Raw genomic sequence first — 16,808 nt, forward strand, 5'->3', positions numbered from 1 at the left:
CTCGACAAATGAACATCATCTTACGCGCTACTACTCTGGCAGACACTGCCGCGCTTCCCGCCATCGAACGATCGGCGAGCCAACGTTTTTTACAGATCCCGGAACTGGCGTGGATTGCTGACGACCAGATTATATCAGTTGCTCAGCATCAGGCATTTGCCGCCGCTGGCTTGAGCTGGCTGGCGCAGGCCGATGAGCATCCGGTCGGCTTTTTAGTCGCCGAAACGCTGGATTCATCGCTGTTTATTGCGGAACTGTCGCTGCATCAGGCGTTGCAGGGAAAAGGCATTGGCCGCAGATTGCTTGACTATGTTGCCGAACAGGCGCGCGCAAAAGGTTATACGTCGCTTACGCTGACCACCTTCCGCGATGTGCCGTGGAATGCGCCATTGTACGCGCGACTGGGTTTTGAACTGCTGGCTGACGAGACACTTCCTGCAAAGTTGCGCCAGAAAAGAGAAGAGGAAGCGGCGCATGGCCTGGCATATGAATCACGCTGCGCCATGCGCCTGATGTTGCGCTAATTGCCCTATGGCGGCTACGCCTTATCGGGTCGACATAACTTTCCCGTAGGCCGGATAAGCGATAGCGCCATCCGGCATCACAGTCTTAGAACGTTTCCCAGTTATCCCCGGCATCCGCTACCGCGGCTTTACGCGGCTGGACCGTGGACACCGGCTTTGCAGCGGCAACGTCACGCGCGCGCTGCTGGTCATGCTGAATACGGAACACCGCAACGGCCTGAGTCAAACGGCTGGCCTGTTCTTCCAGCGCTGCTGCTGCGGCGGCGGATTCTTCCACCAGCGAGGCGTTCTGCTGCGTCACGCGATCCATCTCGGCGACGGCCAGACCGACCTGGTCGATCCCGCGGCTCTGCTCGTCAGAAGCGGAGGCGATTTCACCCATGATATCGGTCACGCGGGTCACCGCATTGACGATCTCATCCATGGTTTCACCGGCGCTTTCAACCAGCGTTGAACCGACATCCACGCGGCTGACCGAGTCTTCAATCAGGCTCTTAATCTCGCGCGCGGCCTGCGCACTACGCTGGGCCAGGTTACGCACTTCACCCGCAACCACCGCAAATCCACGGCCCTGCTCACCCGCACGTGCGGCTTCTACCGCGGCGTTGAGTGCCAAAATGTTGGTCTGGAAGGCAATGCCGTCGATGACGCTAATAATGTCGGCGATTTTCTGCGAACTGGAAGCGATATCACGCATAGTTTGCACTACGTTATCCACCACTTTGCCGCCTTTCTGCGCCGTTTCTGAGGCACTCAGCGCCAGATGGCTGGCCTGACGGGCGTTTTCGGCGTTCTGCTTCACGGTCGCCGTCAGCTGTTCCATGCTGGCCGCAGTTTCTTCCAGAGAAGCCGCCTGTTGCTCAGTGCGTGAAGAGAGATCGTTGTTACCCATCGCAATCTCGCTGGCACCGCTATAGATAGCGTTAGCACCATTACGCACATCACCCACGGTGTTCATCAGTTCACCCTGCATATGACGCAGGCTTTCTGCCAATTGCCCAATCTCGTTGGACCCTTCTACATCAATGCGCTTTACCAGATCGCCGCTGGCGATATGGCGAATGCTGTCAATCAGACGGTTCATCGGAGAGATAAGAGAAAGTTTGATGCCGAACCAGACCGCAACAATCGCCGCCAGCACGGTAATCAGCACGCACGCCAGTACCCACATCGCCTGGCTGTAAGAGCTGTTGTTATCTTCAACCGCAATGTCATACAGACGGTCATTCTGCTGCATGTAATTGACATACTGCTTCTCAAAACCATCCTGATAGCTTTGCGTCGGTTGATCAAAGAATGCGTTGATCTTCCCTTCACCCAACAGTTGGATCAGCTCCGCCAGCGCACCATGATAGATGTCATAGGTGCGGTTGATCTCCTGGAAAGCGGCTTCACTTTGACGCGGGTCACGCGGGAGAGATTCATAAACCGCCCAGTTTTTTTCCGTCAGTTTCAGCGCCGTGCTCGCTACCTGCATCAGTTCAGCAACGGTCGCACCGCTGCCGATATTGTTCTGATCCATCATGTAGCGAATACCCGCCCGGTTAAGGGTGTTTCGCGTTTGCAGCAGTTCAACCCAGGTGGCATTCAGCGCAGACTGCTGCTGGCGAATGGTTTGCAGAACGGTAAAGTTCTCTTTGTCATTCTTCAGTGAGTTAAAGAACAACCCGCCCGAGGCCAGTTGTAAAACGCCAAATAGCGCCAATACCAGCAGTAAGCTGGTAACAATCTTCATTCGTTTTAACATGTTTTCTCTTTCCGCTAGACAGATGTCAGAATTTTCGGCCTGGAAAGGGAAAACTTTATGGAATTCGTGCTAACTGAATCGATCTCAGCATCGACGATTCGTCGATCCCCGCAGTCAGCCCAGGATCTAAAGGCGTTTATCAGTGATCTCAATCACATAATTATCCCCACTCACCGGCACCAGGAACCGCTCACTGACACTTGGGACCGCTTAAGCTGACATACAACCACTCACTTATTTACCTTACTTTACGCGCGTAACTCTCTGGCAAGATCCTCCTAACATAGCAGTCAACTTATCTCCTCAAACACACAATCAACCCCCCAGCGGCCTCGGCCAATTATTAGGTTTTACTATGGATACGAAAAAGATATTCAAGCACATACCCTGGGTCATTCTCGGAATCATCGGTGCATTCTGCCTCTCGGTAGTGGCATTACGTCGGGGTGAACACATCAGCGCCCTGTGGATCGTGGTCGCCTCTGTCTCCGTTTATCTGGTGGCCTATCGTTACTACAGTCTCTACATCGCCCAAAAGGTGATGAAACTTGACCCGACGCGCGCCACGCCGGCGGTCATCAACAATGATGGTCTGAACTACGTTCCAACCAACCGTAACGTATTGTTTGGTCACCACTTTGCCGCTATCGCCGGTGCGGGTCCGCTGGTTGGGCCGGTACTGGCCGCGCAGATGGGCTACCTGCCCGGTACGCTGTGGCTGCTGGCTGGCGTAGTGTTGGCCGGTGCGGTGCAGGACTTCATGGTGCTGTTTATCTCTTCTCGCCGTAACGGCGCCTCTCTGGGTGAGATGATCAAAGAAGAGATGGGCCCGGTGCCGGGAACCATTGCGCTGTTTGGCTGCTTCTTAATCATGATCATCATCCTCGCGGTACTGGCGTTGATCGTGGTGAAAGCACTGGCTGAAAGCCCGTGGGGTGTGTTCACCGTCTGCTCAACCGTACCTATCGCGCTGTTCATGGGGATCTACATGCGATTCCTGCGCCCAGGACGCGTGGGCGAAGTGTCGGTGATTGGTATTGTGTTGCTGGTTGCCTCCATCTACTTCGGCGGCGTGATTGCGCACGACCCGTACTGGGGCCCGGCGCTGACCTTTAAAGACACCACCATTACCTTTACCCTGATCGGTTACGCGTTTATCTCTGCGCTGCTGCCGGTATGGCTGATCCTCGCCCCGCGCGACTATCTGGCGACCTTCCTGAAAATCGGCGTTATCGTCGGTCTGGCGGTGGGGATTGTTATTCTCAACCCGGAACTGAAAATGCCGGCGATGACCCAGTACGTTGATGGTACTGGCCCGCTGTGGAAAGGCGCACTGTTCCCGTTCCTGTTCATCACCATCGCGTGTGGTGCGGTATCTGGCTTCCACGCGCTGATCGCTTCAGGTACTACACCGAAGCTGCTGGCCTGTGAAACCGACGCGCGTTTCATTGGTTACGGCGCGATGCTGATGGAATCCTTCGTGGCGATTATGGCGCTGGTTGCTGCGTCCATCATCGAACCGGGTCTGTACTTCGCAATGAACACCCCGCCTGCGGGCCTTGGCATCACCATGCCGAACCTGCATGAAATGGGTGGCGAGAACGCGCCGCTGATTATGGCGCAGTTGAAAGACGTCACCGCACACGCGGCGGCAACCGTCAGTTCCTGGGGCTTCGTGATTTCGCCTGAGCAGATCCTGCAAACCGCGAAAGACATCGGTGAGCCGTCCGTTCTGAACCGCGCAGGTGGCGCACCGACGCTGGCTGTGGGTATCGCCCACGTGTTCCACAAAGTGCTGCCGATGGCTGACATGGGCTTCTGGTACCACTTCGGTATCCTGTTCGAAGCACTGTTCATCCTGACCGCACTGGATGCGGGTACCCGTTCTGGCCGCTTTATGCTGCAGGATTTACTGGGTAACTTCGTCCCATTCCTGAAGAAAACCGACTCTCTGGTTGCGGGTATCATTGGTACTGCGGGCTGCGTAGGTCTGTGGGGTTACCTGCTGTATCAAGGCGTGGTTGACCCGCTGGGCGGCGTTAAGAGCCTGTGGCCGCTGTTCGGTATCTCTAACCAGATGCTGGCTGCCGTGGCGCTGGTTCTGGGCACCGTGGTACTGGTTAAAATGCAGCGCACCAAATACATCTGGGTTACCGTTGTTCCGGCAGTATGGCTGCTTATCTGCACCACCTGGGCGCTGGGTCTGAAACTGTTCAGCACCAACCCGCAGATGGAAGGCTTCTTCTTCATGGCGAATCAGTACAAAGAGAAGATTGCTAACGGCGGCGAACTGACCGCTCAGCAGATTGCCAACATGAACCACATCGTCGTCAACAACTACACCAACGCAGGCTTGAGTATTCTGTTCCTGGTGGTGGTGTACAGCATCATTTTCTACGGGTTCCGTACCTGGCAGAAAGCCCGCGCCATCGACGGTCGCTCTGATAAAGAGACGCCGTATGTACCGGTACCGGAAGGCGGCGTGAAGACCTCTTCACACCACTAACCTGAAGCCGGGTGGCGCGCTGCGCTCCCGGCCTGGATCACTTAGTGCCGCAGGCGTAATTGGCGCAGTCAGTTTGGCCGCGGACAGCGCGCAGCAACCGGAGCGTACACGCTGTACGTGAGGATTGCGAGCACTGCCCGCGGTCAAAATGGCAAGTGAAATAGCCTGCATCTACGAGCTCAACATATATCCGGGGCGTTTTATGTTTGGTACTTTAGGTCAGGCAAAAAAGTATCTCGGTCAGGCGGCGAAGATGCTGATTGGCATTCCGGACTACGACAACTACGTCGAGCACATGAAGACCAACCATCCCGATAAGCCGTACATGACCTACGAAGAATTCTTCCGCGAGCGCCAGGAAGCCCGCTACGGTAGCGGCGGAAGCAGTTGCTGTTAGAAGGAGAAATGAATGACCCCGATTGCAGTTACCCTACTCACCGGTTTTCTTGGCGCGGGTAAAACCACCCTGCTGCGCCATATTCTCAACGAGCAGCACGGTTACAAAATTGCCGTTATCGAAAACGAATTTGGCGAAGTCTCAGTGGACGATCAGCTGATTGGCGACCGTGCCACGCAGATCAAAACCCTGACCAACGGCTGTATTTGCTGTACCCGCTCCAGTGAGCTGGAAGACACACTGTTAGATCTGCTCGACAACCTCGACAAAGGCGCGATCAATTTCGACCGTCTGGTGATTGAGTGCACTGGCATGGCCGATCCTGGCCCGATTATTCAGACCTTTTTCTCCCACGAAGTCATTTGCGAACGCTACCTGCTGGACGGCGTAATTGCTCTGGTTGATGCGGTACATGCCGACGAACAGATGAACCAGTTCACCATCGCTCAGTCGCAGGTGGGCTACGCCGACCGCATCCTGCTGACCAAAACCGACGTAGCAGGTGAAAGCGAAAAACTGCGTGAGCGCCTGGCGCGCATCAATGCCCGCGCCCCGGTGTATACCGTCACGCATGGCGATATCGACCTCTCCCTGCTGTTCGACACCAACGGTTTTATGCTGGAAGAGAACGTGGTCAGCACCAAACCGCGCTTCCACTTTATCGCCGACAAGCAAAACGATATCTCCTCGATCGTCGTCGAGCTGGATTACCCGGTCAACATCAGCGACGTATCCCGGGTGATGGAAAACCTGCTGCTGGAATCTGCCGAGAAACTGCTGCGCTACAAAGGTATGCTGTGGATTGAAGGCGAACCAAACCGCCTGCTGTTCCAGGGCGTCCAGCGCCTGTACAGCGCCGACTGGGACCGCCCGTGGGGCGACGAACAACCGTACAGCCAACTGGTGTTTATCGGTATTAACCTGCCGGAAGACGAGATCAGAGCGGCGTTTGCGGGGTTGAAAAAGTAGATTTTTGTAGGCCGGATAAGGCGCAGCCGCCATCCGGCACTCACTGCCCCAGTATATTCTGACTATTTCTTATTTTGCTCGCGCAGCATCGCTTCGCGCAAAATGGCGTTGAGCCGCGTCTGGTAACCCTTTCCAGGGCGTTTCAACCATTCCATCACGTCAGCATCAATGCGCACGGATGCCTGCGTTTTCAACGGCCGGAAAAACTTACCGCGATTAGCCTCTGACCACTGCTCATCTTCTGTCGCAGGAATGTCACTGTAATCAATTTCATCATCCGATTTATTCGCCAGCGCTTTCAGTTCAGCCTCATGCTGAGGACTCAGCGTGGATACGCTGCCGCGTTTATGCTTAACCATGTTCATAACGACTCCTCTCTTTACGGTCTGCCTTTCTGGCGCTGATGATGCGAATCACTTCATGACCACTTTCGAACTGAACGCTGTGGGCAACCAGAATAACCACAATGCCATGAACAAGACCGATGGTCTGCCAGCGATACTCGCCATTCTCATATCGATCCTGCCGCGACAGATGTTGGGGATCGTCAAATACCAGCACTGCATCTTCAAACCGGGCACCGTGTTTCCTCAGGTTACTTTTTGCCTTGTTTGCATCCCATTCAAACTCCATTGGCATGTGCTTTCCTTAATTGTATATACAAAAATGTATCTACAATTATCTTTTCATTATAGTGAAATTGTTGGAAATAGCTTCACATTTTGCACATTCGACAGAAGGGAAAAGTGAGCGGGAGAGTGTGCCGGATAAAGCGAAGCCGCCATCCGGCACTCGCAGTTTTCATTCCGATAAGTGATTCATGCTATGGAATTTTTCATCTGGTATGGCAAGCTATTGCCATTGCACTCGTTAAGGGACCAACGTGAAAAATTACAAAGTGATTACCCCGCTTTTTCCGACCTACGCCCAGGTAAAAGCGATGATAAAAGCCGTTTCAGGCTATTCCCTGAAAGCAGTGCGCGATATGATTACCGCCATTCACGAGCAAACAGGAACACCACAACAACCCGTTGACTGGTCAGAACCGGATCTGTGGATCAGCGAGCGCTTGTCAGGTGAAGATGCCGAAATCGCCCGCCGCATCTGGGATACCGATAACCATATTCTGAACCCACGCCACAGCTACGGCTGCTATTTATTCCTTAACTATCCTCAGTTTGACCTGATGAAAAGCACGCCAGAAGATGCCTGGCAACCCACCCCTCGTGGGCAACAATTTCTGCAAGATGACGAAAAGACATTGCGTTCGTTAGACGATCAGGAAGGCATCCTGCAGCTTCTGGAGCTACTGGCAGGCCGGGAAATGTCGCGTCGCGCGGATTTACTTCCCGAATGGCAGGCCTTTTTGCACCAGCACTCCAAATTCGCATCTGCCAGTTCAGTAAAAAGCACACTCTACTCTCGCCTCAATAACCTGATCGACCGCGAAATGGTGAACCGCGAAGGCATGAGCTATCGCATCACCGATGCCGGGCGAGCCTGGCTCGGCAAAGCGCTGCCGGCCCGAAAAAGCGATCCGCGTAAAGAGCTTTTGGACGCCGTGAAGCGCTACAACGAGCAGCAAAAAGAGCTGCTGCGCGAACAAATCAGCACCATGAATCCATACAAGTTTGAGCATCTTGTCGGACAATTGCTGGAAGCCATGGGCTACGAACAGGTTGAAGTGACCAAAGCCTCCGGCGATAAAGGCGTGGACGTGATTGGTCAGGTACAGGTGGGCATTACCACCATCACCGAAGTGGTGCAGGTAAAACGGATGCAGAACACCATCACGCGTCCGTATATCGACCAGCTACGCGGCGCACTGCCTTACCACAAAGCCATTCGCGGCACGCTGATCACTACTGGCAAATTTGCCGCCAGATGCGCGGAAGCAGCGCTGTTCCCGGGGGCAGCCCCTATCACGTTAATCGACGGTGACCGCCTACTGGAGCTGTTGATTGAAAACAACGTCGGCATTCGACGCAGCAACGCGGTGGAATTGCTGGATGTGGATTTACAGCTGTTTGATGAACTGGAGATTGAATAACGTGCCAGACGCTGTAGCACAGCCATTTCTGTTCATGGCTTGCATAACAATATTGTGTAAAATCAGAGCAATCCCATTATCGGTAGAGAACGGACATGGCTGACCTGAACCTGAGTACCCTGACGGAAGCAGACATCATCACCAAATGCGTTATGCCCGCCATCCTTGATGCTGGCTGGAACGACACAACGCAAATCAGACAAGAGGTCAAACTCCGGGACGGTAAGGTCATTGTGCGCGGCAAAGTCGCAGCGCGTAGAACGGTGAAATCCGCCGATATCGTACTGTATTACAAGCCGGGGATTCCTCTGGCGGTCATTGAAGCCAAAGCCAACAAACACGAAATCGGCAAAGGGATGCAACAGGGGATCGAATACGCTCGCCTGTTGGACGTTCCTTTTGTCTTTGCTACCAACGGCGATGGCTTTATCTTCCGCGATGCCACGGTTGCTGACGGCGAATTAATGGAAAAACCGATTACCCTCGGCGAATTCCCTTCTCCCTCGGAATTGTGGCAAAAATTGTGCTTATCAAAAGGCTACACCGAAGCTCAACTTCCGGTGATTACTCAGGACTACTACGACGACGGCAGCGGCAAAGCACCGCGTTATTACCAGCTACAGGCCATCAACAAAACCATTGAGGCCGTCTCCGCCGGGCAGAACCGCGTTCTGCTGGTGATGGCAACCGGGACGGGGAAAACCTATACCGCCTTCCAGATTATCTGGCGCTTATGGAAAGCGAAAAGTAAGAAGCGGATCCTGTTCCTCGCCGATCGCAACATTCTGGTCGATCAGACCAAAAATAACGACTTCCTGCCGTTTGGCACGGCGATGACCAAGGTCACCGGGCGCACCATCGACCCGGCATTTGAAATCCACCTCGCGTTGTACCAGGCCATCACCGGCCCGGAAGAAGATCAAAAAGCCTTTAAGCAAGTGGCGCCGGATTTCTTTGACCTGATTGTGATTGACGAATGCCATCGCGGCAGCGCTTCCGAAGACAGCGCGTGGCGCGAAATCCTCGACTACTTCAGCGCCGCCACGCAGATTGGCTTAACCGCCACGCCGAAAGAGACCCATGAAGTCTCCAGCACCGATTACTTCGGCGACCCGGTGTATATCTACTCGCTGAAAGAAGGCATCGAAGACGGCTTCCTTGCCCCCTACAAAGTGGTGCGCGTCGACATCGACGTTGATCTTCAGGGCTGGCGCCCGACCAAAGGCCAGACGGATAAAAACGGCGAGCTGATTGACGACCGCATCTACAACCAGAAAGATTTTGACCGCACGATGGTGATTGATGAGCGCACCGAACTGGTAGCGAAAACCATCACCGATTACCTCAAGCGCACCAACCCGATGGATAAAACCATCATCTTCTGTAACGACATCGATCACGCGGAGCGGATGCGCCGCGCGCTGGTCAATCTCAACCCGGAACAGGTCAAGAAGAACGACAAGTACGTGATGAAAATCACCGGCGATGACGACATTGGCAAAGCCCAACTGGATAACTTTATTAATCCCAAAAAGGCCTATCCGGTGATCGCCACTACCTCCGAACTGATGACCACCGGCGTGGACGCAAAGACCTGCAAACTGGTGGTGCTGGACCAAAACATTCAGTCGATGACCAAATTCAAGCAGATCATCGGCCGCGGCACCCGTATCGATGAACGCTACGGCAAGCTATGGTTCACCATCCTCGATTTCAAAAAGGCCACCGAGCTGTTCGCCGACGAACGCTTCGACGGCATCCCGGAAAAGGTGATGGACACCACGCCGCAAGATATCGCCGACCCGGAGTCTGATTTTGAAGAGCAGTTCGACGAGCACGATGAAGAGGTTGGGGACGTTGTTACCGGTGCCGATGAAGATCCCGCGCCGTATACCGTCACCGGTACAGACGATGTCGGCCCGCTGCCGGAAGACGACGAGAACAAAGTGCGCAAGTTCCACGTCAACGGCGTCGCCGTCGGCGTGATCGCCCAGCGCGTGCAGTATTACGACGCCGACGGCAAGCTGGTCACCGAATCCTTCAAAGACTACACCCGCAAAACGCTACTCAAAGAGTACGCCTCGCTGGATGATTTCACCCGCAAGTGGCAGGACGCTGAGCGCAAAGAGGCCATCATCAAGGAACTGGAGCAGCAGGGGATTATCTGGGAAGTGCTGGCGGAAGAGGTCGGTAAAGAGCTCGACCCGTTCGACATGCTGTGCCACGTGGTGTATGGTCAGCCGCCGTTAACCCGCAAAGAGCGGGCGGAGAACGTGCGTAAGCGCAACTACTTCACCAAATACTCCGACGCCGCGCAGGCGGTGCTGAATACGCTGCTGGATAAATACGCCGATGCGGGCGTGCAGGAGATAGAGAGTATTCAGGTGCTGAAGCTCAAGCCGTTCGACAGCATGGGTACGCTGCCGGAGATCATTAAAAGCGGATTCGGCGACCGTAACGGGTATAATCAGGCCATCAGCGAGCTGGAGAGCGAAATCTACCACTTACCGCCCCGCTCCGCGTAACCACTCCCCTTTTGCGCCTTCTGCTGCCATCGCGTAGCAGAAGGCCTTATTGTTAATGAAACATGGAACACATCATGTCAATCAGCTCAGTTATCAAATCATTACAGGACATTATGCGCAAAGACGCCGGTGTGGACGGCGATGCGCAGCGCCTCGGCCAGCTCTCCTGGCTGCTGTTTCTGAAAATCTTTGACGCCCAGGAAGAGGCGCTGGAACTGGAGCAGGATAACTATCAGTACCCTATTCCGCAGCGCTACCTGTGGCGCACCTGGGCGGCGAACGCCGAAGGCATTACCGGTGATTCCCTGCTGGAGTTCGTCAACGACGACCTGTTCCCGGCGCTGAAAAACCTCACCGCGCCTATCGATAAGAACCCGCGCGGCTTTGTGGTCAGGCAGGCGTTCAGCGATGCCTATAACTACATGAAAAACGGCACCCTGCTGCGTCAGGTGATCAACAAGCTCAACGAAATCGACTTCACCAGTTCCAGCGAGCGCCACCTGTTCGGCGACATCTACGAACAGATCCTCAAAGATCTGCAATCGGCGGGCAATGCCGGTGAGTTTTATACCCCACGCGCCGTCACCCGCTTTATGGTCGATCGCGTCGATCCGAAGCTCGGCGAGTCGATTATGGACCCGGCCTGCGGCACCGGCGGCTTCCTCGCCTGCGCGTTCGATCACGTGAAAAATAAGTACGTGAAAAGCGTGGCCGATCACCAGGCGCTGCAACAGCAGATCCACGGCGTGGAGAAAAAGCAGCTCCCGCACCTGCTGGCGACCACCAATATGCTGCTGCACGGCATTGAAGTGCCGGTGCAAATTCGTCACGACAACACCCTCAACAAACCGCTGTCGTCGTGGGATGAACAGCTGGATGTGATCGTCACCAACCCGCCGTTCGGCGGCACCGAAGAAGACGGCATCGAGAAGAACTTCCCGGCAGAGATGCAGACCCGCGAAACGGCAGATCTGTTCCTGCAACTGATCGTTGAAGTGCTGGCGAAAAACGGCCGCGCGGCGGTGGTGCTGCCGGACGGTACGCTGTTTGGCGAAGGCGTGAAAACCAAGATCAAAAAGCTGCTCACCGAGGAGTGCAACCTGCACACCATCGTACGTCTGCCGAACGGCGTGTTTAACCCGTATACCGGGATCAAAACCAACCTGCTGTTCTTTACCAAAGGCCAGCCGACCCAAGACATCTGGTTCTACGAGCATCCGTATCCGGCGGGGGTGAAGAACTACAGCAAAACCAAACCGATGAAGTTTGAAGAATTCCAGGCCGAGATCGACTGGTGGGGTAATGAGGCCGACGGCTTCGCCAGCCGCGTCGAGAACGAGCAGGCGTGGAAGGTCAGCATCGACGAGGTGATTGCCCGCAACTTTAACCTCGATATCAAGAACCCGCACCAGGCGGAAACCGTCAGCCACGATCCGGATGAACTGCTGGCGCAGTACGCCAAGCAGCAGCAGGAGATCCAGACCCTGCGCCACCAGCTGCGCGATATTCTCGGCGCAGCGCTCTCCGGTAAGGAGGCCAACTGATGGCGGTGGAAAAACTGATTGTCGACCATATCGATACCTGGACCACGGCGCTGCAAACCCGCTCCACCACCGGGCGCGGCAGCTCGGGTAAGATTGATCTGTACGGGATTAAGAAGCTGCGCGAGCTGATTCTGGAGCTGGCGGTGCGCGGCAAGCTGGTGCCGCAGAATCCGAACGATGAACCGGCGTCGGAATTGCTGAAACGCATTGCGGCGGAAAAAGCCGAGCTGGTGAAGCAGGGAAAAATTAAAAAGCCCAAGCCGCTGCCGGAGATTAGCGAGGAGGAAAAACCGTTTGAGCTGCCGGCGAGGTGGGAGTGGGTACGACTGGGAGATATTGGTGAAACTAATATAGGCTTAACTTATTCACCTAATAACGTAAAAGAAACAGGTATTCCAGTATTAAGATCATCAAATATACAAAATGGCATATTAGATTTTACAGATCTAGTCCGTGTTTCTGACATGGAAATAAAAAGTTCATCTTATGTTGAAGATGGAGACCTATTAATTTGTGCGAGAAATGGAAGTAAGGCCCTTGTAGGGAAAAATGCTCTAATTAGTTCACTTTCCGAACCAATGGCCTTCGGTGCCTTTATGGCAATATTTAGATGCAACTATAATAATTACGTCAAAATTTTCTTAGATTCTCCATCATTTAGACGTAATCTAGACGGAGTTGATACAACCACAATAAATCAGATTACTCAATCAAATCTGAAGAATACATTAATTCCTTTTCCACCAGAGATAGAACAAGAAAAGATAAAAAATACAGTATTTGAGTTAATATCCCTCTGCGACCAACTGGAACAGCACTCCCTGACCAGCCTGGACGCCCATCAACAGCTGGTTGAAACCCTGCTAACCACGCTAACCGACAGCCAGAACGCCGATAAACTGGCCGAAAACTGGGCGCGTATCAGCGAGCATTTCGACACGCTGTTTACCACCGAAGCCAGCATTGACGCCTTAAAAAAGACCATTCTACAACTGGCGGTGATGGGCAAATTGGTGCCGCAGGATCCGAACGACGAACCAGCCTCTGAACTGCTCAAACGTATTGCGCAGGAAAAAGCGCAACTGGTGAAAGACGGGAAAATGAAAAAGCAAAAACCGTTGCCACCGATTAGTGATGAGGAAAAACCGTTTGAACTGCCGGATGGGTGGGAATGGTGCCTATTCGAAAACATCGTTGATATTCAAAGTGGAATAACTAAAGGAAGAAATTTAGCCAACCGAAAGCTGATTTCAATCCCTTATCTACGTGTGGCTAACGTTCAGCGTGGTTATCTTGACCTTTCAGAAGTTAAAGAAATTGATATCCCTGAAGAAGAGAAGGATAAATATCATGTTATTAAAGGAGACCTTTTAATAACAGAAGGTGGTGACTGGGATACTGTTGGTAGAACAACTGTGTGGTGCCATGATTGGTATATAGCAAATCAAAACCATGTTTTCAAAGGACGAATTATAGGAAAAGACATTGATCCTTACTGGCTTGAGACATACATGAATAGTCCTTATTCAAGAGATTATTTTGCTAGTGCAAGCAAGCAAACAACCAACTTAGCATCTATAAATAAGACTCAGTTAAGAGGTTGCCCTGTAGCGATCCCTCCAAGTAGTGAAGCAGAAGAAATCATGCTCAAATTGAATGATTTTAATGAATTATGTGAAAAACTTAAATTACAAATTAAATCCGCCCAGCAAACCCAGCTCCACCTGGCCGACGCCCTCACCGACGCCGCCATAAATTAACCCACCCCCACAAACCAATAAAGCGGCTAAATAGCCGCTTTATTCCCATCACCAGAAATAATCCATCCCAGCATCCACGCCGTTATTTTCATTCATTTTCAGCTGGACTTTCCTTCTATTCCCTGATGATATGTACAGGTATTTTTCGCAAGACGCCCGTGCTGCAACACGAGCGCCTCGCTAATCACAATCACTATTCATAGGAAATAGCCATCATGACTACCCCGCATTCTATTGCAGAATTCACCGATCCAGAAGTCTCCCCGGCAAATAATCGCCTGGGTACCGTCAGCTATGCGAGTCGTTATCCGGATTACACGCATGTTCCGGCAATTATTATGAAAGGCCAGTGGCTGGCCGCCGCCGGTTTTACCACCGGAACCCCATTCGATGTCAGAGTAATGCCAGGCTGCATCGTGCTGACGGCAAAACTGCCGGAGCCGGAAGAACCGGCGTTATTGCAGTCGCTGCGTCGGGTGTGCAAGCTGTCCGCGCGTAAGCAACAGCAGGTACAGGAGTTTATCGACGTGATTTCAGTCAAAACACGCAGGCAAAAATAATCCCCGCTGAAAACGCCCGGTGGCGCTACGCTTACCGGGCCTGGAAGCCTTCTTCTGTAGGCCGGATAAGGCGCAGCCGCCATCCGGCATTCCAGCCACTCACTCGGTGATCACAAACCGCGTCGCGGCAAAGCAGTTCAGCACCCGGTGCACCAGAAATACCATCGTTAGCGTTGCCACCAGCGCGACGGTAACGGAAGTGATGCGGTAGAGATCGCTGAACACCAGATCGCTGTCCGGATGCAGGTTCTGGCCAAACATAATGCCGATGGTGGTGATACTGGCAAAACCCACGCCCGCACCGACTTTTTCCATCACGTGCAGGCGGGCGCTGAACGCCAGTCCAAGGCCAATCAGCGGCATCATCAGCAGCATATGATTGCTGAAATCATACACCAGCAGTTGCACCAGCAGAATGTACAGACAAGCCAGCACCACGCCGACCACACGCCAGAGAGAGCTCAACACCGCGCCGCGATAATGCATCGGAAACAGGATCAAAATGCCCGCCATCAGCGCCGACAGCGAATCGCTCAGGTCACAAACCTGAAAGACCACAAAAATCATTGTCGCCACCGAACCGGAAAGCAGCGACTCGTGACGAACCCGGGCGTCATCTTTCTCAATGCGCGGCGGCGGCTGGCGGGGTTCCACGTCCGGGATCAGATAATGCAGCAACGCGCTCAGCGCCACCGCCATGACGCAGGCTTCCATATTGGAGAACATCAGCGTATGCCAGTTGGTGGTGGGATAGCTCATAAAGTTGAGCATCGTGCTCTGGCACACCACGCCCATTGAGCCGAACAGAAACAGCGGTCCTTTGCTCATCAAACGAAAACGCATCACGTACAGGCCAAATACCACCAGCGTCATAATCAGCGGCCATTGTGAGAGATAGCCGACAATCATTACCATTTCGACGCAGTTCACCGCCGCACTGAACACAAACTGTTTGGCCACATGGCGGTTGAACACCGGCACCAGCGACAGCAGCATCAGCGGATAAACCACAAAGAACACGCCGTACTGCACGTTATAAAAGGTCGAGATACTCAGCGCGATTGTCCCGGCAACCGAGATACGCAGGGTCTGGCGAAAATCATTGGCGGTGTAGACAATATTCCCGTGCGGCGTAAAGACGTGAGCCAGGGTGTTAATAGACATAATGCAGCCAGCTAACGAGATGGATCTGCGCTCCGGCAAAGGTGCGGGCGAACATCCCCTCGCTGTTATACAACTGCACCGTGGCGCGTGCCCCGGTCGGCAACGGCGTGTTGAGCGGTTCGTTCAGCGCGACGTGAATACGCATACGCTGGGCATCGCGCACCCAGCGGGTAGATTGTTCCGGTTGCGACAGCTGGCCGTTAACCTGCTCCTGGCCCGCCAGAATACCGGCATCGCTGCTGGTGACGCGGGCAGAGAAAACTTTGCCCGGCATGGCGTCGAACACCACGGCGGCATCGGTATCCACCCGGGTGTGGCGCAGGCTTTTCTCGCGAAAGTCAGCCACAATGTCGGTCTGGTGGCTGACCAACGCCAGCAATGGCGTGGCGGCAGTGGCGTAAAGTCCGGGACTAAGCTGGAGGTTGCTCACCGTGCCGTCGGTCTGTGCATACACTTTGCTCCAGCCGAGGTTCAGTTGTGCCTCTTCCAGCGCGTTACGGTATTTTTGCAGCGTCACGTTGCGGTTTTCATCGCGCTCGCCGCGTTGGATCAGCAGGTTCTGAATACTGGCATTGAGCGCCGACACCGACTGCTCGCTGGTTTGCCAGGCGGTGCGCACCTTGTCGAGATCGGCTTGCGACACGTTCTGCATGGCACTCAGGCGCTGATAGCGGTCAAGGGTGGTCTTATCGTTCCGGGCGTTGAATTGCGCGGTGCGCAGATTGGCACGCGCAGAGGCGATCTGCGCATCCAGCTGTTGGTTGCTCAGCTTTGCCTGCTCAAGAGCAATTTGCGCGGCCTCAACCTTATTGATAAACGGCGTCGGATCCAGTTCGTACAGCAAGTCGCCCTTTTTCACCTGGCTATTATTGTGTACATGCACCTGCGAGACGTAGCCGGAAACGCGTGAGGAAACAGGCGTTACCACGCGCATCACCGTGGAGTCCGGCGTCAGCGGGATCCAGATATCGGCAACGATAAACCAGGCGAATATTACCAGGAAAGCGGCAATACTCACCCTTACCCAACGGGCAAATTTTTGTTCTGGGGTCATCATAGTTT

At 53.8% G+C, this 16,808-nt stretch carries 14 protein-coding genes; 9 read left to right on the forward strand and 5 right to left on the reverse strand.

Annotation, left to right across the window (positions count from 1 at the left end; all coding sequences use genetic code 11):
• The first annotated feature begins 8 nt into the window (after positions 1-8).
• Complete coding sequence (locus HV041_RS17080; RefSeq protein WP_121585446.1) at positions 9-524, forward strand: GNAT family N-acetyltransferase; 516 nt, start codon at positions 9-11, stop codon at positions 522-524.
• An 85-nt stretch (positions 525-609) separates the two neighbouring features.
• Here the strand turns inward: HV041_RS17080 and tsr are convergent, their stop codons facing one another.
• Positions 610-2,271 carry a methyl-accepting chemotaxis protein gene (gene tsr, locus HV041_RS17085; RefSeq protein WP_048212794.1) on the reverse strand — a complete coding sequence of 554 codons (1,662 nt, stop codon included), beginning with the start codon at positions 2,269-2,271 and terminating at the stop codon, positions 610-612.
• A 355-nt stretch (positions 2,272-2,626) separates the two neighbouring features.
• Between tsr and btsT the strand changes: the two genes are divergently transcribed.
• The 3 genes from btsT (at position 2,627) to yjiA (ending at position 6,143) form a co-directional block, all read left to right on the forward strand.
• Positions 2,627-4,777: a pyruvate/proton symporter BtsT gene (btsT, locus tag HV041_RS17090; RefSeq protein WP_121585445.1), complete on the forward strand. Its 2,151-nt coding sequence runs from the start codon at positions 2,627-2,629 to the stop codon at positions 4,775-4,777.
• A gap of 202 nt (positions 4,778-4,979) precedes the next feature.
• The gene (locus tag HV041_RS17095) at positions 4,980-5,174 is read left to right on the forward strand and encodes a YbdD/YjiX family protein (RefSeq protein ID WP_003830038.1); all 195 of its coding nucleotides are present in this window, start codon (positions 4,980-4,982) and stop codon (positions 5,172-5,174) included.
• A gap of 12 nt (positions 5,175-5,186) precedes the next feature.
• On the forward strand, positions 5,187-6,143 hold the full coding sequence (gene yjiA / locus HV041_RS17100; protein ID WP_121585444.1) for a GTPase: 957 nt from the start codon (positions 5,187-5,189) through the stop codon (positions 6,141-6,143).
• 62 nt (positions 6,144-6,205) lie between these two features.
• On the opposite strand, the gene HV041_RS17105 is transcribed toward yjiA, so the two are convergent.
• Both HV041_RS17105 and HV041_RS17110 read right to left on the reverse strand, forming a co-directional pair.
• Complete coding sequence (locus tag HV041_RS17105; RefSeq protein ID WP_121585443.1) at positions 6,206-6,508, reverse strand: BrnA antitoxin family protein; 303 nt, start codon at positions 6,506-6,508, stop codon at positions 6,206-6,208.
• Positions 6,495-6,782: a BrnT family toxin gene (locus HV041_RS17110; RefSeq protein ID WP_182294249.1), complete on the reverse strand. Its 288-nt coding sequence runs from the start codon at positions 6,780-6,782 to the stop codon at positions 6,495-6,497. The genes HV041_RS17105 and HV041_RS17110 overlap by 14 nt, the downstream gene beginning before the upstream one ends.
• 244 nt (positions 6,783-7,026) lie before the next feature.
• Between HV041_RS17110 and HV041_RS17115 the strand changes: the two genes are divergently transcribed.
• The 5 genes from HV041_RS17115 to symE all read left to right on the forward strand — a co-directional run bounded on the left by HV041_RS17115 (position 7,027) and on the right by symE (position 14,582).
• Positions 7,027-8,193: a restriction endonuclease gene (locus HV041_RS17115; RefSeq protein WP_121585441.1), complete on the forward strand. Its 1,167-nt coding sequence runs from the start codon at positions 7,027-7,029 to the stop codon at positions 8,191-8,193.
• A gap of 95 nt (positions 8,194-8,288) precedes the next feature.
• On the forward strand, positions 8,289-10,718 hold the full coding sequence (locus HV041_RS17120) for a DEAD/DEAH box helicase family protein (protein ID WP_121585440.1): 2,430 nt from the start codon (positions 8,289-8,291) through the stop codon (positions 10,716-10,718).
• A gap of 74 nt (positions 10,719-10,792) precedes the next feature.
• On the forward strand, positions 10,793-12,262 hold the full coding sequence (locus HV041_RS17125) for a type I restriction-modification system subunit M (RefSeq protein WP_121585439.1): 1,470 nt from the start codon (positions 10,793-10,795) through the stop codon (positions 12,260-12,262).
• On the forward strand, positions 12,262-14,022 hold the full coding sequence (locus tag HV041_RS17130; protein WP_121585438.1) for a restriction endonuclease subunit S: 1,761 nt from the start codon (positions 12,262-12,264) through the stop codon (positions 14,020-14,022). The genes HV041_RS17125 and HV041_RS17130 overlap by 1 nt, the downstream gene beginning before the upstream one ends.
• Positions 14,023-14,237: 215 nt before the next feature.
• Positions 14,238-14,582, forward strand: a complete 345-nt coding sequence (gene symE / locus HV041_RS17135) for an endoribonuclease SymE (RefSeq protein ID WP_121585437.1) — start codon at positions 14,238-14,240, stop codon at positions 14,580-14,582.
• A 99-nt stretch (positions 14,583-14,681) separates the two neighbouring features.
• Here the strand turns inward: symE and HV041_RS17140 are convergent, their stop codons facing one another.
• Both HV041_RS17140 and HV041_RS17145 read right to left on the reverse strand, forming a co-directional pair.
• Positions 14,682-15,746, reverse strand: coding sequence for a DUF2955 domain-containing protein (locus HV041_RS17140; protein ID WP_121585436.1), 1,065 nt, complete (start codon positions 15,744-15,746; stop codon positions 14,682-14,684).
• Positions 15,736-16,803, reverse strand: coding sequence for an HlyD family secretion protein (locus tag HV041_RS17145; RefSeq protein ID WP_165712944.1), 1,068 nt, complete (start codon positions 16,801-16,803; stop codon positions 15,736-15,738). Before HV041_RS17145 ends, HV041_RS17140 begins: the two co-directional genes overlap by 11 nt.
• Between the last annotated feature and the right edge of the window lie 5 nt (positions 16,804-16,808).

Origin of the sequence: Citrobacter sp. RHBSTW-00029, from assembly GCF_014104295.1 — a bacterium.
Classification (GTDB): Bacteria; Pseudomonadota; Gammaproteobacteria; order Enterobacterales; family Enterobacteriaceae; genus Citrobacter; species Citrobacter youngae.

What these genes read in the sequence shown, in the direction of transcription:
- HV041_RS17080 (WP_121585446.1), top strand. Translation starts at nt 9, where the DNA reads ATGAACATCATCTTACGCGCTACTACTCTGGCAGACACTGCCGCGCTT.
- tsr (WP_048212794.1), bottom strand. Translation starts at nt 2,271, where the DNA reads ATGTTAAAACGAATGAAGATTGTTACCAGCTTACTGCTGGTATTGGCG.
- btsT (WP_121585445.1), top strand. Translation starts at nt 2,627, where the DNA reads ATGGATACGAAAAAGATATTCAAGCACATACCCTGGGTCATTCTCGGA.
- HV041_RS17095 (WP_003830038.1), top strand. Translation starts at nt 4,980, where the DNA reads ATGTTTGGTACTTTAGGTCAGGCAAAAAAGTATCTCGGTCAGGCGGCG.
- yjiA (WP_121585444.1), top strand. Translation starts at nt 5,187, where the DNA reads ATGACCCCGATTGCAGTTACCCTACTCACCGGTTTTCTTGGCGCGGGT.
- HV041_RS17105 (WP_121585443.1), bottom strand. Translation starts at nt 6,508, where the DNA reads ATGAACATGGTTAAGCATAAACGCGGCAGCGTATCCACGCTGAGTCCT.
- HV041_RS17110 (WP_182294249.1), bottom strand. Translation starts at nt 6,782, where the DNA reads ATGCCAATGGAGTTTGAATGGGATGCAAACAAGGCAAAAAGTAACCTG.
- HV041_RS17120 (WP_121585440.1), top strand. Translation starts at nt 8,289, where the DNA reads ATGGCTGACCTGAACCTGAGTACCCTGACGGAAGCAGACATCATCACC.
- HV041_RS17125 (WP_121585439.1), top strand. Translation starts at nt 10,793, where the DNA reads ATGTCAATCAGCTCAGTTATCAAATCATTACAGGACATTATGCGCAAA.
- HV041_RS17130 (WP_121585438.1), top strand. Translation starts at nt 12,262, where the DNA reads ATGGCGGTGGAAAAACTGATTGTCGACCATATCGATACCTGGACCACG.
- symE (WP_121585437.1), top strand. Translation starts at nt 14,238, where the DNA reads ATGACTACCCCGCATTCTATTGCAGAATTCACCGATCCAGAAGTCTCC.
- HV041_RS17140 (WP_121585436.1), bottom strand. Translation starts at nt 15,746, where the DNA reads ATGTCTATTAACACCCTGGCTCACGTCTTTACGCCGCACGGGAATATT.
- HV041_RS17145 (WP_165712944.1), bottom strand. Translation starts at nt 16,803, where the DNA reads ATGATGACCCCAGAACAAAAATTTGCCCGTTGGGTAAGGGTGAGTATT.